This window comes from Streptomyces sp. NPDC001889, from assembly GCF_053594535.1.
Map to the genome: position 1 here is coordinate 242,039 of NZ_JBSFER010000011.1, position 23,904 is coordinate 265,942.

General features: G+C 75.4%; 15 protein-coding genes. 4 read left to right on the forward strand and 11 right to left on the reverse strand.

Annotated features, from left to right (window positions below):
• Positions 1-118: 118 nt before the first annotated feature.
• Positions 119-1,003 carry a hypothetical protein gene (locus ACWCRA_RS15130; protein WP_351555382.1) on the reverse strand — a complete coding sequence of 295 codons (885 nt, stop codon included), beginning with the start codon at positions 1,001-1,003 and terminating at the stop codon, positions 119-121.
• Between the two features lie 4 nt (positions 1,004-1,007).
• On the reverse strand, positions 1,008-1,451 hold the full coding sequence (locus tag ACWCRA_RS15135) for a hypothetical protein (RefSeq protein ID WP_351555384.1): 444 nt from the start codon (positions 1,449-1,451) through the stop codon (positions 1,008-1,010).
• A gap of 70 nt (positions 1,452-1,521) precedes the next feature.
• On the opposite strand from ACWCRA_RS15135, the gene ACWCRA_RS15140 reads away from it, so the two are divergent.
• Positions 1,522-5,364, forward strand: a complete 3,843-nt coding sequence (locus ACWCRA_RS15140) for a CHAT domain-containing protein (RefSeq protein WP_451067791.1) — start codon at positions 1,522-1,524, stop codon at positions 5,362-5,364.
• A gap of 510 nt (positions 5,365-5,874) precedes the next feature.
• Here ACWCRA_RS15140 and ACWCRA_RS15145 read toward each other — a convergent pair.
• Positions 5,875-6,795, reverse strand: a complete 921-nt coding sequence (locus tag ACWCRA_RS15145; protein WP_351555388.1) for a LysR family transcriptional regulator ArgP — start codon at positions 6,793-6,795, stop codon at positions 5,875-5,877.
• A 66-nt stretch (positions 6,796-6,861) separates the two neighbouring features.
• On the opposite strand from ACWCRA_RS15145, the gene ACWCRA_RS15150 reads away from it, so the two are divergent.
• Entirely contained in the window at positions 6,862-7,473 is a 612-nt protein-coding gene (locus ACWCRA_RS15150) for a LysE/ArgO family amino acid transporter (protein ID WP_351555390.1), read from the forward strand.
• 158 nt (positions 7,474-7,631) lie between these two features.
• Here ACWCRA_RS15150 and ACWCRA_RS15155 read toward each other — a convergent pair whose 3' ends face one another.
• The 8 genes from ACWCRA_RS15155 to ACWCRA_RS15190 form a co-directional block, all read right to left on the reverse strand.
• On the reverse strand, positions 7,632-8,762 hold the full coding sequence (locus ACWCRA_RS15155; protein WP_451067792.1) for a hypothetical protein: 1,131 nt from the start codon (positions 8,760-8,762) through the stop codon (positions 7,632-7,634).
• 32 nt (positions 8,763-8,794) lie between these two features.
• Positions 8,795-10,339, reverse strand: coding sequence for a cell surface protein (locus ACWCRA_RS15160; protein WP_451067793.1), 1,545 nt, complete (start codon positions 10,337-10,339; stop codon positions 8,795-8,797).
• A gap of 38 nt (positions 10,340-10,377) precedes the next feature.
• Positions 10,378-11,472 carry a hypothetical protein gene (locus tag ACWCRA_RS15165; RefSeq protein WP_451067794.1) on the reverse strand — a complete coding sequence of 365 codons (1,095 nt, stop codon included), beginning with the start codon at positions 11,470-11,472 and terminating at the stop codon, positions 10,378-10,380.
• Positions 11,469-15,149 carry a hypothetical protein gene (locus tag ACWCRA_RS15170; RefSeq protein WP_451067795.1) on the reverse strand — a complete coding sequence of 1,227 codons (3,681 nt, stop codon included), beginning with the start codon at positions 15,147-15,149 and terminating at the stop codon, positions 11,469-11,471. Before ACWCRA_RS15170 ends, ACWCRA_RS15165 begins: the two co-directional genes overlap by 4 nt.
• A gap of 13 nt (positions 15,150-15,162) precedes the next feature.
• Complete coding sequence (locus ACWCRA_RS15175; protein ID WP_451067796.1) at positions 15,163-17,349, reverse strand: hypothetical protein; 2,187 nt, start codon at positions 17,347-17,349, stop codon at positions 15,163-15,165.
• A 20-nt stretch (positions 17,350-17,369) separates the two neighbouring features.
• Positions 17,370-20,711 carry a DUF6603 domain-containing protein gene (locus ACWCRA_RS15180; RefSeq protein WP_451067797.1) on the reverse strand — a complete coding sequence of 1,114 codons (3,342 nt, stop codon included), beginning with the start codon at positions 20,709-20,711 and terminating at the stop codon, positions 17,370-17,372.
• A 168-nt stretch (positions 20,712-20,879) separates the two neighbouring features.
• Positions 20,880-21,242 (reverse strand): anthrone oxygenase family protein, encoded by a 363-nt coding sequence (locus ACWCRA_RS15185; RefSeq protein WP_451067798.1) that lies wholly within the window; start codon positions 21,240-21,242, stop codon positions 20,880-20,882.
• A 118-nt stretch (positions 21,243-21,360) separates the two neighbouring features.
• Positions 21,361-21,774: a nuclear transport factor 2 family protein gene (locus tag ACWCRA_RS15190; protein ID WP_451067799.1), complete on the reverse strand. Its 414-nt coding sequence runs from the start codon at positions 21,772-21,774 to the stop codon at positions 21,361-21,363.
• A gap of 95 nt (positions 21,775-21,869) precedes the next feature.
• On the opposite strand from ACWCRA_RS15190, the gene ACWCRA_RS15195 reads away from it, so the two are divergent.
• Both ACWCRA_RS15195 and ACWCRA_RS15200 read left to right on the forward strand, forming a co-directional pair.
• Positions 21,870-22,475, forward strand: coding sequence for a TetR/AcrR family transcriptional regulator (locus ACWCRA_RS15195; RefSeq protein ID WP_451067800.1), 606 nt, complete (start codon positions 21,870-21,872; stop codon positions 22,473-22,475).
• 248 nt (positions 22,476-22,723) lie between these two features.
• Entirely contained in the window at positions 22,724-23,746 is a 1,023-nt protein-coding gene (locus ACWCRA_RS15200; protein WP_451067801.1) for an NAD(P)/FAD-dependent oxidoreductase, read from the forward strand.
• Positions 23,747-23,904 lie beyond the last annotated feature (158 nt).

The window sequence follows — 23,904 nt, forward strand, 5'->3', positions numbered from 1 at the left end:
CGGCGCCGGGGCGGGTGGTCCCGGGGCCCCTCCGCGCTGCGGGCGTCTCCCAGGGCCGCCGCCCGAACCGGGCCCGGGACATGGCCCACAACCGGCGCCGGCGCCTCCGGTCCGCGTCTCAGCCGGCCTTGCGGAAGTACTCGGACATCCGGTCCCCGGCGTCGCGGCTGAGCGGCTCCGCCGTCTCCGGGTCCGCGATGCCCGTCAGCACGGCCAGATCGCGGCCGTGGACGTCCACGGCCGCCTCCACCAGTTCCGCCAGCGCCTCGACGGACTCGCGGGCCCGGGTGCGGGCGATCGCCGCGCAGCCGGCGGCGGCCAGGAGGGCGGGCCACCACCAGACGGCGAGGGCGAGACAGCCGAGGGACCAGGCCGCCAGGCGGGCGGCGGCGGCGAGCCCGGCGCGGGCGGTCTCGATCTGCCGCTGGGCCGGTTCGGCCAGGATCAGCCACAGCCGGGGCCACACGGCGGCGAGATCGACGGCGTAGACGGCGAGGACGCGTTCGGCGGCGGCCTCCATCCGGTCGCCGTACCAGGTGGGGCGGGTCGGCGGGGCCAGGGCGAGGCGGTCGCGGGCGCGGGTGAGGCGTACGATCCCGGCCGCGGGAGCGTCCGGGTCGGTGATGGCCTCGCCGACCCGCCGGTCCAGTTCGGCCCAGCGGGCCGCACGGCGGCGGGCGAGGGCCCGGGAGAGCGGGAAGCGGGTCTCGCGGAGCCAGTGGCGTTCGATCGCCGTGCCGAGGAACTGCGCCGCCAGGGAGAGCGCGGAGGAGAGCAGCAGCACCGCGGCCACCACGACGGCCGCTGTCCCGGCGCGGTCCAGCGCCGGGCGGGCGGCCAGGTCGTCCAGGGCGGCGCGCAGCCGGCCGGGGTCGAGCGCGTGGGCGTGGCCGAGGGTGGTCCCGGCGGCGGCGGCCCCGAGGAAGAGCGCGCCGGGCAGGACCAGCAGATTGAGCCAGCGCTCGGTGAGCTTGCCGCCGAGCGTGGCGAGCAGCGGGTTCATCGGGTCACGGCTCCCGGCCGAGCCGTTCCTTGGCCATCCGGCCGCCGTGGGCCGCGCAGACGGGAGCCGGCCACAGGTCCTTCGCGCGTTCGCGGCGCCCGCACGGCAGCAGTTCGCCGGGGCAGACCGCCACCTTGACGGTCCGGCCGAGGCCGGGCAGCCCGGGTCCGGGCACGGGACCCCCGGGGCCCCTGCCGCGACCGCGGAGGCCGCGGGGGTCCCCGGCCGCGCGGAGCGCTTCGTCGAGTGCCCCGAGGGCTTCGTCGAGATCCCGGAGGGCGTCGTCGGGGAGCCCGGGCCGGGCGGCCCCGGTGAGCAGTTCGCGGGCCCGCTCGGCGGCTCCGGAGACCCTCCGGTCGCCTCGGTGCGGGCCGCCGGCCTCGCCGAGGAACAGGCAGAGCGCGGCGATGGACGCGGCGCGTTCCCGGGTCCTGTCCGATGCCGTCATAGTGATCAGTCTGCCGTAGTCGGGGCAGAGTTGGCACACGGACCGGTGACGGGGGAAGGACCGACGGGGCATGGCGGGAATCGACTGGCGGAGCGCGGTGGCCGGCCGGCTGCGGCGGGCGGAGGAGAGCGGGGAGGCCGCGGCCCTGTTCGGCCCGGCGGCGGACGCCGAGTTGAGGGGTCTGCTGCGGGGGTGCGACCTCCGGACGGATCTGTCGGCCCGGTGGCTGGCGGGATGGCTGTACTGGGCCCGCTGCGGGGCGCTCGGGGAGGGCCGGGGCAGGGTCGAGGGCGTCTGCGCGGGGACGCTGCTGCATCCGGTGTGGGCGGCGGACCCCGGCGCCGTACCGGCCGAACTGGCCGCCGGCTTCGCTGCGGTGCCCGTCGGCACCCGGCCGCGTCCGGACGGGGCGGACGGTCCTGCCGAGTGGGACGCGGTCTGCCGGGCGTCGCTGGCGGCGGCCGAGGGTGCCCGGCGGGCGGGTCCCGGGGACGACGGGCGGCTCGCCGCGTTCGCCGCCGGACTCCGGGGGTCGGGCCGGTCCCGGGACGAGCTGCTGGCGTCCGCCGTCGGCGCCGGGACGCTGGCGGTGCTCGCCACCCCGGAGGACGACCGGGCGGCGCACGCGTCGCTGCTGTCGCATCTGGCGGCGGCTCAGTTCGCGGCGGCCCGCGCCTGGAACGACGCGGATCTGCTGGACGACGCCCTGCGGATGATCCGGCGGACCGTGCGGCTCCTCCCGGAGGACGATCCGGACCGGCTGCCGGCGCTGAGCAACTACGCGCTGTCGCTCGCCGAGCGGTACGAGCGCGGGCACCACCCGGAGGATCTGGACGAGGCGATCGGCGCCGCCCGCGACGTTGTGGACCAGACCGGCCGGCGCGACCCCGAACTCGGCCGGTATCAGGGGAATCTGGGCCTGATGCTCCAGTTGCGGCTGGCCCGGGACGGCGGCGGCGCCCGGGAGCACGACGAGATCGTCGCCCTCCTCCGGCGGGCGGCGCCGGGCCATCCGGAAGGGCGCGGCGCGGGGCTGGCGGCGCTGGCGGGGGCGCTGGTCCTGCGGTACCGGTTCGTGGCGGCTCCGGCGGATCTCACCGAGGCGATCGCTCTGCTGCGGGAGGCGGACGGTACGCCGTGGTCCGATCCCCGGGGGCGGGCCAGGGCGCGGGAGACGCTGGCGACCGCGCTGCGGTTGCGCGGCCGGGGCGGCGGCGACCCGGCGGACCCGGCCGGGTCGCGGGAACGGGCCCTGGCCGGCGAGGTCCCGGAGGACGGCGGCGCGGACGGCCCGGAGCCGGTGGGCCGGCGGCTTCAGTGGCTGGTGAACACCGGTCTGGAGCTGCGAGCCCGGTACGAGCGCGGGGCCGGCGGCCCCGGGGACGCGGCGACGGCGGTGGCGCGGCTGCGGGAGGCGCTGACGCTGACGCCTCCGGGGCATCCGCAGCGGGCCGCCGTCCTCAACGACCTGGGAAGTGTGCTGCTCACCGGCCATCGGGCGGGAGCGCCGGGGGCCGGTCCGGCGGAGGCGGTCGAGGTGCTGCGCGCGTGCGTGGCGCTCACCCCCGGGGAGCACTCGATGCTCGGCGGGCGGCTGCTCAATCTCAGCGGCGCGCTGCTGGCGCGGTTCCGGCTGGCCGACGACTCGGCGGATCTGCGGGAGGCGGTGGAGTGCCGGGAGCGGGCGGCGGCGCTGCCGGGGCTGCCGCCCGCCCAGCGGGCGGCGATCGTGTCGGCGACCGGGGCGGCGATGCTGCACGGCACCGAGCGCGCGCCGGACCCGGACGCGGTCGCCGGGGCGGTGGAACGGCTGCGGGAGGCGGTGCGGCTGACACCGGACACGGAGCCGCTGCTGCCGCAGCGGCGGCTGAATCTGGCGCTGGCGCTGCTGACGCTGGCCGGGGTGAGCGGCCGGCGGCGGTATCTGCGGGAGGCGGCGGCGCTGGCGGACGGGGTGGTCGCGGACGCTCCGCACGGGGCGGCGTACCGGGCGGGCGCGCTGGTGGCGGCGGCGCAGGCGCGGTACGCGGGAGTGCGGGCGCCCGGGTCGGGCGCGGCGCGGGACGAGGTGGTCGCGCTGCTGCGCGCGGCGGTGGACGCGACACCGGCCGGGCACCCCAACCTCACGGCCCGGCTGTGGCACCTGGGGACGGTGCTGGCGGAACCCCGGGGCCGGGGCCCGTCACGGGCGGATCTGACGGCGGCGGCGGAGGCGTTCCGCGCCGGGGCCCTGGAGCCGCACGGGGCGCCGTCCGACCGGCTGGACGCGGCGCGGGAGTGGGGCAGGGCATGGGCGGCGCTGGACCGCCCGGAGCGGGCGCTGGAGGGTTTCACCACGGCGGTCGATCTGCTGCCCGCCGTCTCGCCGCGCCATCTGGTCCGCGACGACCAGGAGTTCCGGCTGAGCCGGACGGTGGGTCTGGGTGCCGAGGCAGCGGCCTGTGCGCTGCGCTGCGGCGACCCGGGGCTCGCGGTGCGGCTGCTGGAGCAGGCGCGGGGGGTGCTGCTCTCGCACGCCTTCGACGTGGCCGGTGACCTCACCGAGCTGGCGTCCCGCGCGCCGGAGCTGGCCGGCCGGTTTCTCCGGCTGCGGGAGCGGCTGGACGCGGCGACCGCCGGGGGCGGGCCATGGGCGGGTGAGGGCGGTGAGGGGGCGCCGGCGGGGCACGGCGGGGGGACGGCCGCGGACGCCCGGCAGGAGGCGGCGGCCGAGTGGCGGGAGCTGATCGGCCGTATCCGGGACCGGTTTCCCGGGCTGCGGCTGTTCAGCCCGGTCCGCGCGTGGGAGGAGGGCGAGCTGCGGGCGACGGCGGCGGACGGTCCGGTGGTGCTCGTCCACTCCCCCGGCGGCCCGGAGTCGCCCGGGGGCGGACCGGGCGGGGCGCCGGGCGGGGCGCTGGTCATCACCGCCGGGTCGGTCGGCGCGGTACCGCTGCCGGGGCTCACCGCCCGGGAGGTCGCCGCGCGCACCGGGCGCTTCCAGGATGCGCTGGCGCTGCTGGCGGCGCCCGAGTGCGGCCGGAAAGGGGCGCTGCGGGCGCAGGAGGAGGTGCGGAGGACGCTGGAGTGGCTGTGGGAGGCGGTCGCCGGCCCGGTGCTGGGGTGGCTGGGGCTGACCGCTCCCCCGGCCCCCGGGGTGCTGCCGCCGAGACTGTGGTGGTCGCCGGGCGGGCCGCTCGGGTCGCTTCCGCTGCACGCGGCGGCCCCGGCGGGCGGCGGGCCGGGCGCGCTGGACCTGGTGGTGTCCTCGTACACACCGACGCTGCGGGCGCTGCACCACGCCAGGGCCCGGCTGCGCGGGAGTTCCGGCCCGCCGGGGCGGGTGCTCGTGGTGGCGGTCCCGGACGCGGAGGGGCTGCCCGGGCTGCCGGGCGCGCGCGAGGAGGCCCGCTGGCTCGGCGAGCGGCTGCCCGGTGCCGTGGTGCTGAACGGCGGCGCGGCGAACCGGGCCGCGGTGGAGAGGCTGCTGCGGGAGCACCCGTACGCGCACTTCGCCTGTCATGCCGTCAGCGATCCGCTGCGCCCGTCGGACACCCGGCTGGTGCTGCACGGGCCGGCGGGTTCGCCGACGGTCCGCGAGCTGGCCCGGCTGCGGCTGCCCGGGGCGCGGCTGGCCTATCTGTCGGCGTGCGACACCCTGCGCACCAGCCCCGGACTGGCCGATGAGTCGGTGCACATCGTGAGCGCGTTCCAGATGGCCGGTTTCCCCCATGTCATCGGCTCGCTGTGGCAGGTGGACGACATCGTGGGAGCGCGGATCGCGCGGGGTGTCTACGAGCGGCTGGCGGCGGCCGACGGTTCGCTGGAGGTGGCGGGCACGGCGGCGGCGCTGCACCGGACGGTCCGCGAGGTGCGGGAGGAGTATCCGCGGACACCGAGTCTGTGGGCCTGTCAGGTCCACGCGGGGCCCTGAGCGCGCGGGAGCACACACCGGGGGCGGGGTACGCGACCGTCAGCGGGCCGCCCCGGCCTCCGGCGGCCCGGGGAGCCGGACGCCGTTCAGCACGGCGGCCCGGCGCGCCACGGGCGACGGGCCGTTCCCCCGGTCGAGCCAGCGGCCGACGGGGTGGCCCGCGCCGCTCGGTCACCCGTCCACGCGGAGTCCGGGGCAGCGGCTCCCCGGCGCGGCGGGAAGCAGCCCCGCCCGACGATCCGCCCCTGGCCCCGCCGGCTCCGTCGATCCCCGCCGTCCCCGTCGAGGCCCTCGCACCGAGCGGACGCGTCAGGGCCTGCTTCCTGGTTCGATCCCCTTCCCTGCCGGGGAGTCCGTGAACCGGCGGCGGGCGGCGGGCCGGGCGCGACAGTGCGGGCCACGCGGCGGGCGAGAGGGGCAGGGGCTCCGTCCGGCCCCGGGGCCGCTGCCCTGGGCTCCGCGCCCCCGCGCGGAGCCTGTCCGAGGCGTAGCGCCGTATTCCGGCGGCGATCAGGACGGCTCCGGGTCGCTCAGCGCTTCGGCGGCCTCGGCCGCCACCGCCTCGGCCACGGCGGCCAGCGCCGGTGAGTCCAGCTTCCACTGCTGCCAGTACAGCGGGACATCCGTCGCGTGGCCGGGGACGAGGTCGACCAGACGGCCGGAGGCGAGCAGCGGGGCGGCCTGGACGAGGGGGACCATGCCCCAGCCCATGCCCGCCGCCACCGCCTCCACGAACCCCTCCGATGTGGGCACGCAGTGGCGCCGGAGGTTCGCCGGGAGGCCGGGCCGCAGTCTCCGCACGAAGGCGTCCTGGATGTCGTCGCGCCGGTCGAAACAGACCATCGGGGCAGCGGCCAGGAGGCCGACCGGGTCGGAGTCCGTCCCCCGGCCCAGCAGGCGGGCGGCGAAGCGGGGCTGTGCCACCGGGACGTACCGCATATGTCCCAGCAGGCGCGCCGAACAGCCCGCCACGGCCTCCGGCGACGAGGTCACCGCCGCCATCACCAGGCCGTCGCGCAGCAGGGCGGCCGTGTGGTCCTGGTCCTCGCGGCGCAGTTCGTAGCAGAGCCGCCACTCCTCCGGCACCCTGCCGAGCGCCGCCAGGAACCAGGTGGCCAGCGAGTCGGAGTTCACCGCGACGGACATCTGGATCGGCTCGTCCGGGCCCGCCATGCCCAGCGCGGACCGCGCCTCGCGCTCCAGCAGGGCGAGCCGGCGGGCGAAGCCCACCACGATCTCACCGGACGGTGTCGGCCGCACCGGCTTGGTGCGGAGCAGCAGCACCCGTCCCGTGTGCTGCTCCAGCGCCTTCACCCGCTGGCTCACCGCGGACGGTGTCACATGCAGCACGTTCGCCGCGGCCTCGAACGTCCCCTCGTCGATCACGGCCAGCAGGGTCCGCACCTGGTCCAGTGGAAGCTCTCTCATCACATCCGCTCATGATAGTGAAGAAAACGTAGCTGTACTGATGGCGCAGGGCTTTCTACGGTGGCCCGCATGCCCCAGGAACTCATCACCGTCATCGCCGGCTTCACCACCGGTCTCTCGCTCATCGTCGCCATCGGCGCGCAGAACGCCTTCGTGCTGCGCCAGGGGCTCCGGCGCGAGGCGGTCCTGCCCGTCGTGGGCATCTGCGCCCTGTCCGACGCGGTGCTCATCGTCCTGGGCGTCGCCGGCATCGGTGCGCTCGTCACGGCCTGGCCGGCGGCGCTGACCACGGTCGCCCTGGTGGGTGGTCTCTTCCTCATCGGCTACGGACTCGTCGCCGCGCGGCGGGTGTTCCGCCCCTCGGCTCTGCGGGCGAGCGACGCCCCCGGCGGGTCCCGGCGCCGTGCCGTGCTCACCTGTCTGGCCCTGACGTGGCTCAACCCCCATGTGTACCTCGACACGGTGCTGCTGCTCGGCTCCATCGCGGCCGACCGCGGGCCGCTGCGCTGGGCCTTCGGCACGGGGGCCGTGCTCGCGAGCCTGTGCTGGTTCACGGCGCTCGGTTTCGGCGCGCGGCTGCTGAGCCGTCCCCTGGCCAAGCCGTCCTCCTGGCGGGTGCTGGACGGCCTGGTCGCCACGACCATGGTCGTTCTCGGGGTGAACCTGCTGGTGGGTGGCTAGGGAGTTTCTCTCGGATCGGGCCGGACCGGTGAGCGGGGTCCGGTGCCGTGGATCGCGAGGCGGAGGAGGGAGCCCACGCGGAGCGCCGGCGACCGGCGACAACGCGGCGGGGCGCGGTGCCGGGGCTCGCGAGCCCGGCGCGATCCGGAAGAGACGACCTAGGGCACGGCCTCGGGAGCGGTCCCCAGTTCGCCGGTGCCGAACGGAATCCAGGTGAGCCGGTGGGTGTGCGCGGCGCGGTCGTCGCGGGTGATCCGGACGGCCGCTCCCCGGGGCACCAGGGCCGTCAGACCGCTCCCCGGGTCCTCGGGTGAGCGGGCGGCGGTCCGGGACTGCACACTGCTGCGGCGGGCGGCTCGCCCGACGGTGACGGTCACCGCGAGGGTCGGCGCCGGTGCGGCGGGGTCGGTGATGTCCTCGTCGGCGAGGATGTGCCCGATCAGCAGGCCGTCGGTCTCCGCCGCGCACTCGCGCACGAGGACATCGTCGTCGAGCGCGAACTCCACGGGGACGGGGGTCAGGGCGACCCTGCCCCCGACCGTGAGACGGCGGACCGTCAGATCGGGCCGGGCGACGGTGACCAGGGTGCTCAGCGCGTACTCGGCGGTGCCGCCGTCCACCGTCACCTCGACCACCAGGGTGAACGCGGTGTCCTGGTGGAGGGCTGGGGACTCCCAGCGTCTGACCCGGGTGACATCGACGGGCTCACCGGCGTGGAGCATGGTGTAGACGGCCCCGGGCCCGCTCTCGCCGCGCCAGGTGAGGACGGCGCCCTCACCGCTCTCGACGAGGAGGTACTGGGGGCGGAGGTCGCCGACGGTGAACCCGGCGGGGACCTTGGCCAGGGGGTGGTCCTCGTGCTGGGGTCCGCCGCCGCCCTCCACGGCCTCGGTGACCGTGAGCCTGCTGGTGCCGACCGCCGGATTGATCTGGATATGGGCGAAGGTCACCACCAACTCCTCCCCCGGCTCCAGTTCGCCCCCGCGTTTGGGCGTGAGCAGAAAGGCGCCGGGGCGGTCGGACTCGGGCTCCAGCCGCCAGCGTCTGGAGTCGTCGAGGCGGGGCTCGATACCGCCGGGGTTGGCCGTGAGGTCCCCGGGGCCGTCCCCCACCGGAAAGGCGAAGACGATCTCCTCGGGGACCACGGTCTCGTCCCGGTGGTTGGTGAGGACCACGTCCACGGAGGCCAGGGCCGGGGTGGCGCCCTGGGACACCTGGAGGGGCGAGGGCCGGGTGGTCACGGTGTACGTGACCGCGAGGAGGCTCTCCCCCGGGCTGCGGCGGGCCATGGCGGTGCTCCTTTCTCCGTCCGGTGGTGCGCTCAGCCCCAGGCGGGGCCGGTGGAGAGATAGGCGTACTCGGTGAGGGCCGCGCCGAGCGGGATCTCCCCGGTCTTCTCGCCGCTCGCGGTGTCGAAGATCTCGACCCGGTCCGCCCGCTGTCCCACGACGAGAAGCCGGTCGCCCTCGGGGGTGACGGCGACCGAGGAGGACCGTCCGCCGGCCGTGATGGTGCCGGTCTGGGCCGCGCCCGGGATGTCGATCACCCGGACCTCGCGTCCGAGGTCGGCGGCGTAGACCGTGCGGGAGTCCGGGGCCGCGGCGATGCCCATGAGATCCCGGCCGGTCTCCACCAGCCGGGCCGAACCGGCCCCCGAGGTGGTCAGCAGGGCGACGAAGCTGCTGCCGGACGACGGGTCGAGGACCGCGAGGCCGCGGCCGTCGGGGGTGACCACCACATCCGCCGGTGTGGACAGCTCGCCCAGCCTGCGGCTCACGGTGCCGCTCGCGGTGTCCACCACCGCCACGTCCCCGTCGCCCCGGCAGCTCACATGGACGAAGCGCCCGTCGGGGGCGGCCACCAGCGCCGAGGGAGTGCGTCCGGCCTCGATCGGTGTGACGGTTCCGGTGGCGGTGTCGACGGCGTGGACGCACGGGCCTTCGAGATCCCCGACCCAGACGGCGGAGCCGTCGGGCAGCGCCGTGACCCCGTAGGGGCTGCCCCCGAGGTCCACGGTGTCCAGCGTCCCCGCCGTCAGGTCGCAGACGACCAGATGGCGGTCCTGGTGGACGGGGGCGAAGCCGAGGAAGCCGTCGGCGGAGAACGCGACCTGGCCCGAGCGCCCGATCGAGGTCTGCCGGATCAGCTGCCCGGTCGCCGCGTCGTGGACCCGGAGCAGTTCCTCGGTGCTGTCGGTCACGGCGAGGAAGGTCCGGTGGGGCCAGCGCTCCCGCAGCGGTGCCGGCTCGGAGGTGATCCTGCCCCGGTCCGTGTTGCACCGCGCGGCCCGGACGCCGTCGCGGGTGACCAGATGGCCATTGCTGGTCGCGGGGTGGCTGAAGGCCGCCGCGACACCCCGGTGGACCTCCGCGTCGGGGAACTCGGGGGTGCGCCAGATCTCGGCGATGGTGCCGTGGTCGAGGACCTCGTCGGCCTCGGGGTCGTAGACGGCACACCGTTCGCCCCGGAAGAAGTAGAGCGTGCCGTCGGGGTTCGGCAACCCGGCGTCGATGCCCTGGGTGAAGTCGGGGGCGTCCCTGTTCAGTCCGGGGAAGCGGCTGCCGATCGCGACCGGGGAGGTACCGCCGACGGGTTCGTTCCCCACCACGTCGTACCGGACGGTGGTCGCGCCCCTGAAGAAGTGGACCTCCGGGCCGTCGGTGGCGCAGGCGCCGTCGAACCCGCCCCGGTAGGCGGCGGGCAGCTTCGGCCACAGGTCGGCGACGGCGGCGCCGCGCAGGGGCGGGGCGACCGCCCCCGCGTCGTGTTCCACCGCCCAGCCGCCCCGGACGAACCAGATCAGCGGGCCGGAGGGGCCGGGGACGCCGAACGCGGCGTCGATACCGGAGGGGACGAGGGAGGTCATGGCGGGACTCCTGGGGTCGCGTGGCCGGTCGGCGGTCGTCAAGGGGTGTGCTCGCGCAGCGGGCCGGTGCCGAAGGGGAACCAGGTCAGGGCGGCGGTGAAGTCGAGCCCCTTGGAGACGACCCGGATCACCGAGTCCTTCGGCACGGGGACGAAGAGGCTCGCCTCCTGGTTGTCGGTGCCGCCGCGCACGTCCCAGGACTGGGCGGCGAACTTCTGCCGTCCCAGCCCCGGCGGGGTGACCAGCACGGAGAGTTCGGCCATGTTGCCGGACGACACGGTCTTGACGTATCCGGTCAAGATCCCGTCGGTGTCGGCGAAGTACGTCGTGGCCTCGCTCTGGGTGGTGACCGGGAGCTCCTGGGCCTGTCCGAAGAGCCTGACCGTGCCGTTGGCGTCGAGATCGCCGACCTCCAGATCGGGGATGTCCACGGTCACGGCGGTGGTCAGCCCGTAGGTGACCGGCGCTCCGTCCTCGGTGGTGGAGGCCAGCAGCATGAAGGCGGTGGCCCGGGTCAGGGGCGGCGAGGTCCAGCGGCCGCTGCCGTCGCTGATGAAGCCGTTGACGGGCACGCGCTGGTCGTCGTGGAACAGCTCGAAGTCGGGGCCCTCCCGGCACTTCCAGGTCAGGGTCACCGTCTCGCCGTTGGCCACGCCCGCGCTGTCGGGCCGGAAGTCCTCCAGCAGGGCGTCGGGGGCGGCCTTCGCCAGCCGTACCGCGTGCGCCGCCGTGGTGCGCCGCGGACCGCCCGGCGGAAGGGCCTCGGCGATGTCCACGGTCACGGTGCCGGGCATCCGGTCCACGACGACCCCGGTCAGGGTGAGCGTGATCCGGCCACCGGGCGGCAGCGGGGTGCCGGGGACGGCCGGGCGGAGCGCGAAGACCCCGCCGCCCCGGTGCTCCGCCGTCCACGCGGGGTCGTCGACCCGGGCGCTGACGGCCTGCGGCAGCGCGGTGAGGCTACCGGGCCCGGTGCCGGAGGGAAGGGAGACGGTGACGGCCTCCCGGACGGCGGGCTCCGGGCCGTCGTTGGTGACGACGACCTCGACGGTCGCGTGGCTGTCCCGCGCGGCGGTGCTGATCCGCAGCGGGGAGGGGCTGGTGCGGACGCGATAGCCGAGGGGGGTGGTCATGCGCTGCTCCCTGGGGGCTGTTCGCCGGAGCCGGACTCGTCGAGCGCCCCGCTGAGCCGGAGGTAGCCGGAGCGGGCCGCGGGGGTGGTGTCGGAGAGGGCCAGGGCGGGGTCGGGCGGGGCGAGGGGAAGAGTGGTCCAGTCACCGGCCCCGCCGCTCCCGGGCGCGGGCTCGGCCCAGGACCAGGTGCCGCGCCGGCCGGAGGGGTGGGGCATCACCAGATGGTCGACGGCCTCGGCGCCCTCCTCGCCCCGCGCGCCTCCCGCTCCCTCCGCTCCCTCCGCTCCCTCCGCTCCGGGAACCTTCCGGACGCCCGCGAGCAGCGGACCCGTCCGGAACGCGAGCCGGACCCGGCCCAGCGGCGTGCGCACCCAGGTCTCCGGCAGCTCCAGCCGGGCCACCGGCAGGATGTCGCTGACCGCGTGGACGGCGGCCCAGGGATCGGCGAGCAGGGTCAGCCAGGCGGTGTCCTCGTCCTCGCGGGAGCCCTCGGGGGAATGGTCACCGCGCGCGGGGCGCGCCCGCAGCGCGATCTCGCGGCCGTCGATGGGGACGGTGTAGCCCGGGGCGCCGGGTCCGCCGCCGGCGCGCTCGCCGTCACCGTCCCGGTCAGGGTCCGGTGGGCCGGCGGGCCCGGCGCCGGGGCGCTCGGCGACCGTGTGGAGCGTGGTGTAGTCGGTGCCGGTGAAGAATCCCGCCAGCCCGTCGCTGACGATGTCCCCCGCTCCCAGCCGGACATTCCACCGGTACTCGGTGAACTCGGGCGCGGAGGGGGCGAGGACCTCCTCCCAGGAGGACGCGGTCATCGCGGGCCCGTCCAGCTCCAGCCGTACCCGGCCGCGCAGCAGGGCCATGGGCCGTCCCACGAGTGCGGCGAGGCTGGTGTCCTCGCCCTGGGGCGCGGTCGCGGACAGGGCGCTGTCCACGGTGGCGAGCAGGGCGTCGAAGGCGTCGGGGCCGCCGTCGAGGAGTCCGGTGACGAAGCCGTGGAGGTGGGGCAGGTCCTGCCGGAACTCCCGCCCGGGGCCGGTGCCGTCGCCGGCCTCCGGGTACGGGGAACCGGGCAGCGGGTCCCAGTCGGCCGCCCTCCGGTGCGCGGTGTCGAGCACCGCCCTGATCTCACCGAGCGCGGTGCCGTCGGGGGCGTGCACCAGCAGGGAGTCCGCGAGCCGGTTGACGATCAGCCAGCCGCAGACGGGGGTGTCCCCGTCCGCCGCCTCGGGGCCGTCGTCGGCCACGATCCGCCGGTGGTCGTCGGCGGCGGAGACGAAGTCGAAGCGGAGCCGGGCGGGCTGGAGCAGCCGGGGCGGGAGCTGGATGTAGCGGTACGCGTTCTCCTCGTTGACCGGGATGTCCGGGACCACGCTGTCGGCGCGCTTCACCGCGTACTGGAGATGGTTGTCGGGGCTGATGACGGCGAGGGAGCGGCCGAAGCGGTCGATGACATGGAGCTGTTCGAAGGCGAGCTGTCCGGCGCGGACGGGGCGGAACTCCCTCGGCGGCTCGCTCACCGGGCCGGGGTCGGGCACCTCGCTCAGCGGAACGCGGGAGCTGCTGGTGTCGACGAGGTCGGTCCGTAGGTTGAAGGCGGGCGAGTGCTGGGCGAGCCAGAGGTTCACCCCGTCGATGCGCTGGGACAGCTCGTCGTCCTCGGCGGTCCTCTCCCGCAGGGCCGCCAGTTCGGCCACGGGCCCCCGGGGGTGGGTGCGGATGTGCTGGGTGAGCCGGGAGCGGGTGTTGAAGGGGAGCAGCGGGTTGAGGAGGGCCCGTCCGGTGAGGGTGGCGGGGTCCACGGCGCCGGTGCCGTCCCAGGTGTAGCGGGTGCCGTCGAAGCTCCAGTGGTCCGTGCCGGCGCTGTGGTACGGGGTGGGGTGGCAGTCCGTCTTCCAGACGAGGTGGAGCGGGGACCAGGGCTGTTCCCAGGGGCGGGTCCAGCGGGCGACGCTGCCCCGCACCCGGGTGCCGGGGTCGGCGATGGCCTGTTCCAGGTCGTCGCCGCTGAGGGCCGCCCGGTCGAGGAGGAAGAACTCCTTCAGCAGCGCGGCGATCACGTCCTGTCCGGGGACTCCGCCGAGCCGGGGCGCGGGCGGCTCGGCCGGGGCCGGGGCCATGGCACCGTCGATGACGACACCGGTGACGGTCTCGGCCGCGGTACGGCAGGGCAGGGCGTCCTCGTCGGTCAGCGGGCGGTCGAGCCGGGCCCCCCGGACGACGATGGAGGGGTCGGGGGTGCTGTGGAAGGAGGGTTCGGGGCAGCGCTGGAGTTCGCGGTCGGGGGCGATGTGGCCCTCGGCGAACTCGGCGATCCTCCCGGCCAGTTCCCCGGCGGTGTCGCCCCAGGGGACCTTCGAGCGCAGCCCGTCCGCGCCGAACAGCGCTTCGGTGGCGGTCCGTACGTCCGTGGCGAGGGAGTCCGCCGCCGCCGGGTCGAGCCGGGCGTCGCAGAGGGTGTCCCACCCGGGGGGCCTGGTGCGGCGGCCCCGCAGCCACCACAGTCCGTAGAGCCGGCGCTGGAGGTGGGCGAGTTCGCGCAGGGCGGTGTCGTGGTCGGACTGGGCCCGGTTGAGCCCGTCCAGCCACTCCCGCTCCGCCGTGATCTCGCGGGCGGCGCGCTGCCTCCGTTCCCCGCCCGGCGGCCGGGGCCGGTCGACGACGCGCCACCGGTGGCCGCCCTCCTCGGCGCCGAACCAGGTGCGGCGCAGGGCCTGGTCGAGGGCGCTCTCGCCGTCCTCGTCGAGCACGTCGAGGAGGTCGTAGCCGAACGCCTCCCAGAGCAGGGCCGCTTCGGGGTCGTCCAGGGCGGCGGGGGTGAGCGCGGTGGCGGCGTCGGGGGCGACATGGCCGACGGCGATGTCGATCGCGTTGATGTCGTCCGGTTTGCGGTCGGGGGTGGGGCGGTCGCCGTCGGGGTCCCAGCGGAGACCGAGGGAGGTGCCCGCGCAGTAGGAGCGGGTGGGTGTGAGGGCGGGATCGGTGGTGGCCCAGCGCAGGGTGTCCAGCCAGGCGCGGACATCGCCGCCGGGGGGCGCGTGGAGGATGTCCCACTCCGGGTCGGAGTACCAGCCGACGACGGCGTAGCCGATGAGGCTGGGTTCGGTGAGGCCGGTGAGCGGGTCGTGGAGGGAGAAGACGTTCTCGTTGTAGGGCTGGAAGGCGGAGAAGGTGGGCAGCCCGGGGCCGACGGCGGTGAGGAAGGGGGTGTCGGACACCCGTCCGTCGAAGGGTTCGGTGGTGACGGGGACGGCGCGGCCGATCCAGGCCGGCACCAGTCCGGGCGCGGCGGGGTCGAGAAAGGCGGAGGTGCCCTCGTCGTCGTCGAGGAAGTCGCTGTCGACGACCCAGCCGGCGGCGGTGGGGGTCGCTCCGGGGGCGGTCGCGGGGCGGCTGTAGCGGACGACCAGCCAGCGGTTGGGCACGTACCGGAACTCGACCCGCCCGGCGGGTCCGTCCTGTTCTCCGCGCCGCAGGGCGTCGGGGAGCTGCCAGTGCACATGGGCGCCGAGGCCGGGCTTGTCGGACGAGGCGCTGCCGAAGGGGTCGGGTTCGGGCGCTTCCCGCTGGTCGAGCCGTTCGAAGTCGGGATACCAGCGGCGGAAGGGCTCGTTGGCCCGGACGCGCTTGTTCACCAGCAGCGTGTCCACCTGTACGGGGACGATCAGGGATGTCGTGGAGTCCATCGCGTACGGGTTCCTAACGTCGGCCGGGGGTGAAGGAGATCCGCTGCGGCGCGTTGACGAGTTCCGCGGCGAGCGCCCCGGGCGACAGGTCCTGGCCGTCGGGGAGTTCGCCGCGCTCCCGCAGGGCGGCGGCCAGCGCGGGAACCAGCGGATCGGGGCCCTCGGTGACGCTCAGGATCTCGGGGACGGCACCGCCGTGGGAGGTCCGCAGGAAGCGGGTGATGCCGCCGTCGGCGGGGAAGGCCGCCTCCTCGCCGAGGGAGTCCCCGACCGGTGGGGTGAGCCGGCGCAGCCCGATGCGGTCGTTCTCGTCGACGCCGAAGTGGATTCCGGCGTGGGGCTCGCGGAGGACAACCTCGTCGGGCACGCCGTCGATGAGGCAGAGGAGCAGATCGGGGCCGATCACCCTGCGGTGGACGGTGCCGAGGAGTCCGGACGCGGTGCTCAGGGGTTCGACGACGACCTCGGGCCAGCCCCGGACCAGCGCGGAGCGCATGAGGAGGCCGGAGAGCGGGCGGGGTTCGCCGAGGGTGGCGCGGGCCATGCGGGCGACTTCCTCGTCCAGGGTGGTGCCGATGCCGGTGCTGAGGACGCCGTCCCGCAGGGCGGTGCACCACCAGGGGTCGACATGGAAGAACCGCAGGCTCTCCGGTGGCAGCATCCGGGCGTCGGGCACCAGGTGGTGCAGGGGTGTCCGGGCGATCAGGGCCACCTGGTCGACGGTGTCGCGCAGTTCGGCGAGGGGCTGTTCGAGGGCGCGGAGCAGGCCCTCGTGGAGGGGCCCGGCGCGGAGTGCCCCGTTCCGCAGCGCGGTGACGGACGGCGGGCGGGGCACTCCCCCGCCCTGGCGGCGGGCGCTCCCGGCGGCGGGGGTCCCGGTGGTGCGGGCGGCTTGGCGCAGCCGGTCGCCGAGTCCGTCCTCGATGAGCCGGTGGAAGCGGTCGCGGGCCGGGTGGGCGCTGTCCGCCGCGAGGGAGACGGCGGTACGGGAGTGGGCCAGGGCTCTGGCCGCGACCCGGCGGGAGCGGGAGCGGAAGGCGGTGAGCGCGCTCGCGAGGGTGTCGTCGGCCAGGGCCAGGGCCCGGCCGAGGGTGAAGGCCGAGGCGTAACTGACGTCGAAGACCCCGGTGTCGGTGAGGTAGACCAGGGCTTCGTCGGCGCGCAGCAGCGGGGTGTCGCCGAATCCGGGCGGCTGCCGGGGGACGACGGGGGTGAACGGCCCCCGGTACCAGGCGAGGGTGCGCTCCCCGGAGGGCAGGACATGGCCGACGGGTGCGTAGCCCCGGGCGAGCCGGTCGGCGGCGGGGCCCTGTGCGGGCCGCCCGCCGGTCAGCCGCAGTCCGAGTCCCGCCGGGTCCTCGGCGAGCGCGCGGACGAGGGCGGCGAAGTGGCCGCCCGCGTCGGGGGCCGCCTCGAAGGACCAGGCGACGAGGGACACCATCCGGACGGTGTCCTGGGTGGGGCGGGCGCCGCCGAGGTGGTCGGCGAAGCCTTCGAGGGAGACGAGGTGGGCCGCGTACCGTCCGGCGGTGCGGGGGAAGCGGTTGGCGACGACGACGCCGTACTCCCCGGCCTCCAGGATCTCGCCGGCGGGCCCGGTGACCCGGGCGGCCTGCCGGTCGCGGACCCGGCGCAGATGGCAGAGGTGGCGCAGTTCCCGCTTGCGCGGGATCAGGCCCGTGTAGACGTCGGCGGGGATGTCGACGGTGGCGCACTCGCTGTCGAGCAGTTCGTCCGGGACGCGGTTGATGCCGGGGGTGAGGACGGCGGGGTCGGCGGTCCCGATCAGCTCGCGCACGGTGCGGGTGCGGGTGGTGCCCTGGGCCTTGGGGTCGCCGGGCAGTTCCTCCTCGGCGAAGAGCAGCAGCGCCAGCCAGGGCAGGGTGGGGTCGTCCGGGTCGGGGCTGCGTTCCCACGGCAGGATCAGCCGGTTGAGGGTGATGTGCGGCAGGACGTACTCGAAGGCGCCGGAGGCACCGGGCGCGGGGTGCAGGGCGTGGACGAAGGAGGCGTCCAGGGTGAACTGCGGGGCCCGGATCTCGAAGTCCTGGCGGACGGCGGGCAGCGCGTCGTCGACACCGGGGCCCTCGATGACGTGTTCGAGGGCGGCGGTGTAGAGCCCTGCGGGCGCGGGGGCGATGTGGTCGTCGTGGAAGTGGACGGTGAACCGGGGGGTCTCCCCGGCGGCTGTCTGGGTCATGGCGGCTCCCGTGGCGCGCGTCAGATCGTCAGCGGTTCGGCGGTGAAGGTGCTCGCGGCACGGGCGGCGAAGCCGTCCAGGGGGTCGTGGTGGTCCGGCGGGGCGAGCCCGAGGGCGGTCAGCTCCTCGTGGAGGGCGTCACGGGCGGGAACCGTGCTCCCGGCGATGGTGGCGGCGATGGTGCCGATGGGGGTGGGGCCGCTGCCCTGCCAGCGCTCGGGCACGGGGCCGGCGGGCGGGTCGGCGGGGGTGAGGGGCAGGGCGTCACTGGGCGCCAGGTCCTCGTGGCCGAGGGAGACATCGGTCATCTCCCCGGGGGTGGGGCCGTCCTGCGGCGGCGGTACGACGACGGTGAGCCCGAGGAGCCGTCCGGGCACGAGCGGGTCGTGGGCGTCGGGCTCCCCGGTGCCCCAGAGCGCCCGCGGCACGGCGGAGGTGTCCTCCGTGATCACCCAGCCGTGCGCGTGGGGGTCGAAGGGCCGATCGTCCAGGGTGACGGTCAGGGTGTGCGCGGAGTCGATCCCGGTGGCGTCCATGGGCCGGATGTCGAGGGGCTCGCCGTCGACCTCCCGCGTCCCGGCCGTGGCCCTGGACGCGGGGACGGCGGTGGTGGTGGAGAAGGAGAAACCGTCGGCGGAGACCACCCAGCGCTCGTCCCCGGCGGCGGCGCGGCGGGCCCGGACGGACTCGTCCTCGGGGAGGATGCCGCTGAGGGGGGTGATGCGCAGCATCTCGTCCCGGGCGGGCAGCTGTTCCTGGAACTCGGTCCAGGAGACCGGGGGCGGGGTCCTCCGGGCGCTCGCGCCGAAGGAGATGTCGAAGTCGACGCACCAGAGGTGGACGGTGGCGATGCCGCCGACGCGCGGCCCCCACAGGTCGAGGTCGACGCCGACCTCGCCCCGCACGGTGAAGAGCCACAGGTCGACGGAGAAGCCGACGCGCACGCCGATGCCCAGCCGGAACCAGAAGGGTTTCCACTGGATCAGGGCGTCCAGACGGGCGGTGAGCCAGGCGTCGACGATGCCCGAGTGGAACGCCACCTCCAGTCGTCCGCCCGCCATCAGCGCGGCGGGGGTGAGGGCGCAGTACGCCTCGCCCCGGATGGTGACGACGTCGGAGATGCCCCAGGTGAAGCCGAGGCGGGGGACGGTCGGGTAGTGGGCGGGGACGTCGAGGTCGCGGTGGTAGCCACCGAGGGTGAAGACGAAGTCCCCGGCGTGGGCCCCGGAGAACCAGGTGCGGTAGGCGAGCCCGCCGGTGAGCCGGCAGTCGGGGTCGAGGACGAAGGACTCGGGGGTGAGTTCGGCGGCGAGCGCGAGCATGCCGTCGCGCGAGGTGTAGAGCGCCTGGAGGGCGAGCTGGACGCGGGCGAGGACGGGGCCGTCGCCCCGGCCGAGGGGGAAGGAGGCGGTGGCGAGTCCGAGGACGGCGACGGTGAAGTCGTCGCCCAGCTCCACCAGGGCGAGGGCCTGCGCGTCGACCATCCGGAAGACGGTGAAGTCGATGCCGAGGGCGAACCAGATCCGCCCGGGTTCGGGGGTGATCCAGGCGGCCCTGCCGCCAGTGCCGTCGAGCAGGGAGTCCAGGACCTCCAGCGGGGGCCGGGCCTCCCCGCCGTGGGCGAGTTCGGCGACGAGGGGGAAGTACGGGGTGTCGGCGGGTGCGGGCACCCGTACGGAGCTGTTGTAGCCGAAGCCCGCGGCGATGCCGCGCACCTGGAACGGGGGCGGCCCGAGGCCGGAGCGCCCGCCGAGGACCCCGTAGAGGAAGAGCGAGGGGAATCCTCCCTCGGCACGGGCGTAGGCGCCGAGGACCTTGACGCTGACGACCTTGGCCTCGATCACCGCCATGCCCGCGAAGAGCTGCTCGTAGGGCGGCTCGGACCGCTTGGCGAGGAAGGCGCCGGCGATTCTGACGGGGGGCCGGTCGTAGGCGAGCCCGAGACCGCTGAGGACGGGGGTGAACTCCCAGTCGCCGTCGCCCGCGTCGACGCGGACGGTGAAACCGAGTCCGGAGGCGCTGAGTTCCACCCCTCCGGCGTCGAGGGTCGCGTCGATGGTGACGCGGACGGTGCCCTCGTCGTAGCCGAGGGAGATCTCGGCGATCCGCAGGGGGCCGAGGACGGCGTCGACGGGGAGGGACGCCTTGGCCGGCTCGGGGGTGTCGTCGTCCCCGGCGACGGCCGGGAGCACCGGCGGCGCGGCGGGTACGGGCGCGAAGGGCGGCGGGACCGGGCCGGGTCCCGGGCCGGTGCCGGGCTTTCTGCGGCGCAAGGGGTGGACGAGGGCGTAGTTCCTGGCGGTGAGGGCGATACCGCCGGTGATGGCGACGGAGGCTCCGGCGGTCAGATCGCGGGAGGGCAGTCCGAGTCCGACGCCCGCGTCGGCCATGAGCTCGTTGACGGCCTTCACCGCGCGGGCCCTCATGGGGGCGGAGAGGTGGAACGCCTGGAGCCCGGCGAGGACGAGATCGTCCTCCAGCGGGATGTGCTCGCCGATGGTGGGGAGGTCGGCGAGACCCGCCTCGTGGACGCCCTGGAGCAGGACGGCCCGCAGCCGGCGTCCGGTGCCGATGGCGGAGCGCCTCCGGGGCAGGGAGGCCCAGGCCAGTTGGACGTACTCGGTGCGCGCGCTCAGGACGACGGCGCGCCTGCGCTTCTCGTAGACGAAGGCCACCCGGTGGAGCGAGGGCACCAGCGCGGGCGGGAGTTCGGCGGGGGCGGTGCCGAGGGCGCCGGCGATGTCGTCCCAGGACAGACCCTCGTCGGAGGACCAGTCGCCGGTGAGGGTGCCGCCCTCGTAGCCGGCGGTGAAGACCATCTCCTTCTCCCCGCCGGCGAAGGGCAGGGACAGCGCGGCGGAGAGCTGGAGGCCGGCGGTGAGGACGAGATGCGGCGCGAGACCGGGGTCCTCCTCGTCCTCCTCGTCCTCCTCTTCGCTCCCGCCGTTCTCGCCGTTCTCGTCGTTCTCGTCGGCGGCACCGGCTGTCTCCGCGTCGTCCGACGACGGGAGGGTGAAGTCGAGGCTGACCCCGGTGACCGTCTGCGCGGCGTCCGCGGTGAAGGACACGACCACGGGGCAGGCTCCGTCGACCAGGGTGAAGGACAGGGTCCCTTCGACGGTCAGGGTCCCCCGGTCGGGGACGGAACCCCTGACGGTCAGATCCGACGACTGGAGCCAGGTCGCGAGCAGTTCGGGCACCCCTCCCAGGTCTCTGAGCCGCTCGAAGGGGATGCCGAAGTCGTCGTCGGAGCCGGGAAAGAGGCTGAGCAGTTCCTGGAGCGAGAGGGCCATGATCTCCCCGGGCGTCGAGGTGGTGGTGAGGCCGGGCGGAATCATGGCACGGGCGGCGGACTCCTCCACCGGAAACCCGTATAGGGGGTGGTGAAACAGGTTTTTCCGGCCATTCAATAGTTCGTACAGATATTCGGTTGGATTTGTTGATTCCGGAACAGTCGCCCGGGAGGCCGGCCGCCGTGCCCCGGGACCACCACCGGGGCGCGGCCGTGACGCGGGCCCGTGGGCCGTGGGTCACCGGGAGGGGCGGCCGGTGTCACCACCTCGCAGGGCGAGCAGGATCAGCAGCGTGAAGGCCGCGAACGCGGCGCCCGTGCGCGCGTGGTTGAACGCCTCCCAGCGAGCCAGGACCTCGGCGTGACCGGCGGGCGCCGAGCCGGCCGCCCACTCCTTGACGCGGCCGTTGATGGGGACATTGCCGAGACGCGTGATCAGAAAGGACGCCAGGGCGAGGAGCCCGGCTCCCGCGGCCAGCCGCCGCGGGACACCACGTGTCATCGCGGCGAGCGCGAGGGCGCTGAGCGTCGAGACGCCCATGGCGGCCTGCATGGTGATGCCGTTCATCCGCATCAGCTGAGCGTGGAAGGACAGCCTCATGTCGAGCGGTACGGCCTGAAAGGTGGGGACGAGGTTGGCCGCTCCGTAGCCGAACGCTCCGGCCAGGGCGCCGGTGGACAGCAGGGCGAGGCCCCAGGACCCACCGGACGCGCGCGCATCACCCGTCCGTCCCGGGCGCGGTGGGGGCGACGGACCGGGTGAGCTGCTCGGCCCGTCGCAACCGGCCGTCGGGGGTGAACTCGGCGAACATGTGGACGCGTGTGGCCATCGGTTCGCCCTTGCGCATCCGGGCGTGAATCGTGAAGCGGGCCGCGATCCGGTCGCCGTCCAGGAACGCCTCGCGCACATCGAACCGGAACGCGCGCAGATTCCTGCGCACCGGACGGAGGTGGGCGACGAGCCGGTCCCAGTCGAGCCGTACGCCGTCGGCGACTTGGACGACATCGCGGGTGCAGTACCTGGACATCAGATCGGAGGGATCTTCCGAGCCGTGGACCACGGCGTTGGTGAAGTTCGTGAGGAAGTCGGCGATGAACTGCCCGGGAGGTTGTGCGCGGAGAGGATTCACCATGCTCCTGACGTGCGTGCGGGAGGGAAGCCCCCGCAGCGATCTCTTACACGTCCGTAAGATATAATGATCATCCATCTCTGACAAGGGTGTAAGATTTGACTGCTTCCGAGACCCCCGGCGACTCCTCTCGGGGCCGGCCCCGCCGCCGCGCCGACGCCGAGCGCAGCAGGGCCGCGGTGCTGGACGCCGCCGTCCGGCTGCTGGCCGAGCGGCCCGACGCCGGCATGGCCGCCATCGCCGCAGCGGCCGGCGTCACCCGTCAGACCGTCTACGCCCACTTCGGCTCCCGCGAGACGCTGATCGGAGCCGTCGCCGACCGGATCACGGACCAGGCCATGGCCGCGATGGACGAGGCGGAGGAGAAGGGGGACTCCGCCCTGGACGCCCTGCTGCGGTTGCAGGAGATCGGCTGGCGGCTGTTCGAACGCAACCCGGTCCTCCTCCAGCTCGGGACCGCCCGCGCCGACACCGAGGCCGATCTGGCCCGGCACGAGCCCGTCACGGCCCGGCTCACCCGGCTGATCGAGAAGGGCCAGGCGTCAGGCGAGTTCGACCCCGCGCCGCCGGCCACATGGCTGGTGGCCGCGGTCACCGCCCTCGGCCACGCGGCAGGCGGTGAAGTCGGGGCGGACCGCATGCCGGTGGAGGAGGCGGCGACGTGGCTGCGGGCCGCCACACGCGCCCTCCTGAGGCCGGACTGAGGGCCTTGCCGCCCCGGGTGGCTCCGTCCGCCCGCGCGGCACGGAGGCCGCAGGGACGGCGGGACGGCGGGACGGCCTGAGGCCGGGGCCGCGTGCCCCTGCCGCACGCGGACGGCCTCCGCGCTCCCGGCGCGTGGTCGAAGCGCCCGTGCGCGGGGGCGCCGGAGGATCGCAACCGTCGACGCGCAACAGTCGATGCACAAACAGAGGTGGGCAACAGAGGTGGTCAAGTGGTACGGGAGAGCGTGATGCGTGTCGCCGTGGTCGGTTCGGGTGTGCTGGGAGCGGCGGTGGCGGACGAACTGGTGCGGCGCGGCCTGTCCGTCGTGGTCTGTACGGCGGAGGAGTCACGGCCGCCGGTGACGGATCTGGCGTTCGGCTGGCTCAACGCGCACGGTTCGGCGGCGGAGCCGCCGTCGGGAGCACGCGACAGGAGCGGGCTCGCCCGCTCGCTCGGCGCGCTGCGCGACATCACGGCCGCGCCGCCGCTGCGCGGAGTCATCACCTGGAACGGCGCTGTGAGCTGGGCATCGACCCCGGACGCGACGGCCCGGTTCGGCGAGCGGTCGGGGCCCGGTGTCGCGACCGTCGACGCGGGGGCGCTGCGGCGGCTCCTTCCCGGTCTGCGGGTGCCGCCGCCCGTCGCCGCGTACGCGAGCGACGAGGGCATGGTCGAGCCGGACGAGCTGCGCCACGCGCTCCTCGCCCGCGCGCGGGCCGGCGGGGCCACCCTGGTCGCCGCCCGGGTGGACCGCGTCCGTCCGCGCCGGGCGGGTGGCTGGGAACTGCTGGGCGCCGACGTGGCACTCACCGCCGACCGGGTCGTGCTCGCCTGCGGGACGGATCTGCCCGCGCTGGCCGGGCAGCTCGGCGAGCACATCGACGTGCCCGGCGTCCCGGCCGCGCGCTTCACGTTCTCCGCGCCGGGACTACGGCTCGACCGGGTGGTGTCCACACCGGACTTCGAGATCCGGCCATCCGCCCGGCACGGCTTCGTCGGCGCCGAGGACGTGGTCGCGGGCGAGACGGAGGCGGCGACACGGGCACGGGCACGGGCGTCGCTGAGCGCCGTGCGCGAGTCGTTCGGACTGCCGGGCGAGCCCGTGCTGGGAGACCTGGCCATCGGGTTCCGCCCGATTCCGGCGGGCGATCACGTGCTGTGCGCACCACTGACCAGCGCTCCGGGCGTCATCGCACTGGCCGCGCACCCCGGGGTGACGCTCGCGGCCTCGCTGGCGGTGCGTACGGCGGACCACCTCGGCGCCTCCTAGGTCGTCTCTTTCGGATCGTGCCGGGCTCGCGAGCCCTGGCACCGCGCCTCGCCGCGTTGTCGTCGGTCGCCGGCGCTCCGCGTGGGCTCCCTCCTCCGCCTCGCGATCCACGGCACCGGACCCCGCTCACCGATCCGGCCCGATCCGAAAGAAACTCC

What these genes read in the sequence shown, in the direction of transcription:
- ACWCRA_RS15130 (WP_351555382.1), bottom strand. Translation starts at nt 1,003, where the DNA reads ATGAACCCGCTGCTCGCCACGCTCGGCGGCAAGCTCACCGAGCGCTGG.
- ACWCRA_RS15135 (WP_351555384.1), bottom strand. Translation starts at nt 1,451, where the DNA reads ATGACGGCATCGGACAGGACCCGGGAACGCGCCGCGTCCATCGCCGCG.
- ACWCRA_RS15140 (WP_451067791.1), top strand. Translation starts at nt 1,522, where the DNA reads ATGGCGGGAATCGACTGGCGGAGCGCGGTGGCCGGCCGGCTGCGGCGG.
- ACWCRA_RS15150 (WP_351555390.1), top strand. Translation starts at nt 6,862, where the DNA reads ATGCCCCAGGAACTCATCACCGTCATCGCCGGCTTCACCACCGGTCTC.
- ACWCRA_RS15155 (WP_451067792.1), bottom strand. Translation starts at nt 8,762, where the DNA reads ATGGCCCGCCGCAGCCCGGGGGAGAGCCTCCTCGCGGTCACGTACACC.
- ACWCRA_RS15160 (WP_451067793.1), bottom strand. Translation starts at nt 10,339, where the DNA reads ATGACCTCCCTCGTCCCCTCCGGTATCGACGCCGCGTTCGGCGTCCCC.
- ACWCRA_RS15165 (WP_451067794.1), bottom strand. Translation starts at nt 11,472, where the DNA reads ATGACCACCCCCCTCGGCTATCGCGTCCGCACCAGCCCCTCCCCGCTG.
- ACWCRA_RS15170 (WP_451067795.1), bottom strand. Translation starts at nt 15,149, where the DNA reads ATGGACTCCACGACATCCCTGATCGTCCCCGTACAGGTGGACACGCTG.
- ACWCRA_RS15175 (WP_451067796.1), bottom strand. Translation starts at nt 17,349, where the DNA reads ATGACCCAGACAGCCGCCGGGGAGACCCCCCGGTTCACCGTCCACTTC.
- ACWCRA_RS15185 (WP_451067798.1), bottom strand. Translation starts at nt 21,242, where the DNA reads ATGAGGCTGTCCTTCCACGCTCAGCTGATGCGGATGAACGGCATCACC.
- ACWCRA_RS15190 (WP_451067799.1), bottom strand. Translation starts at nt 21,774, where the DNA reads ATGGTGAATCCTCTCCGCGCACAACCTCCCGGGCAGTTCATCGCCGAC.
- ACWCRA_RS15200 (WP_451067801.1), top strand. Translation starts at nt 22,724, where the DNA reads ATGCGTGTCGCCGTGGTCGGTTCGGGTGTGCTGGGAGCGGCGGTGGCG.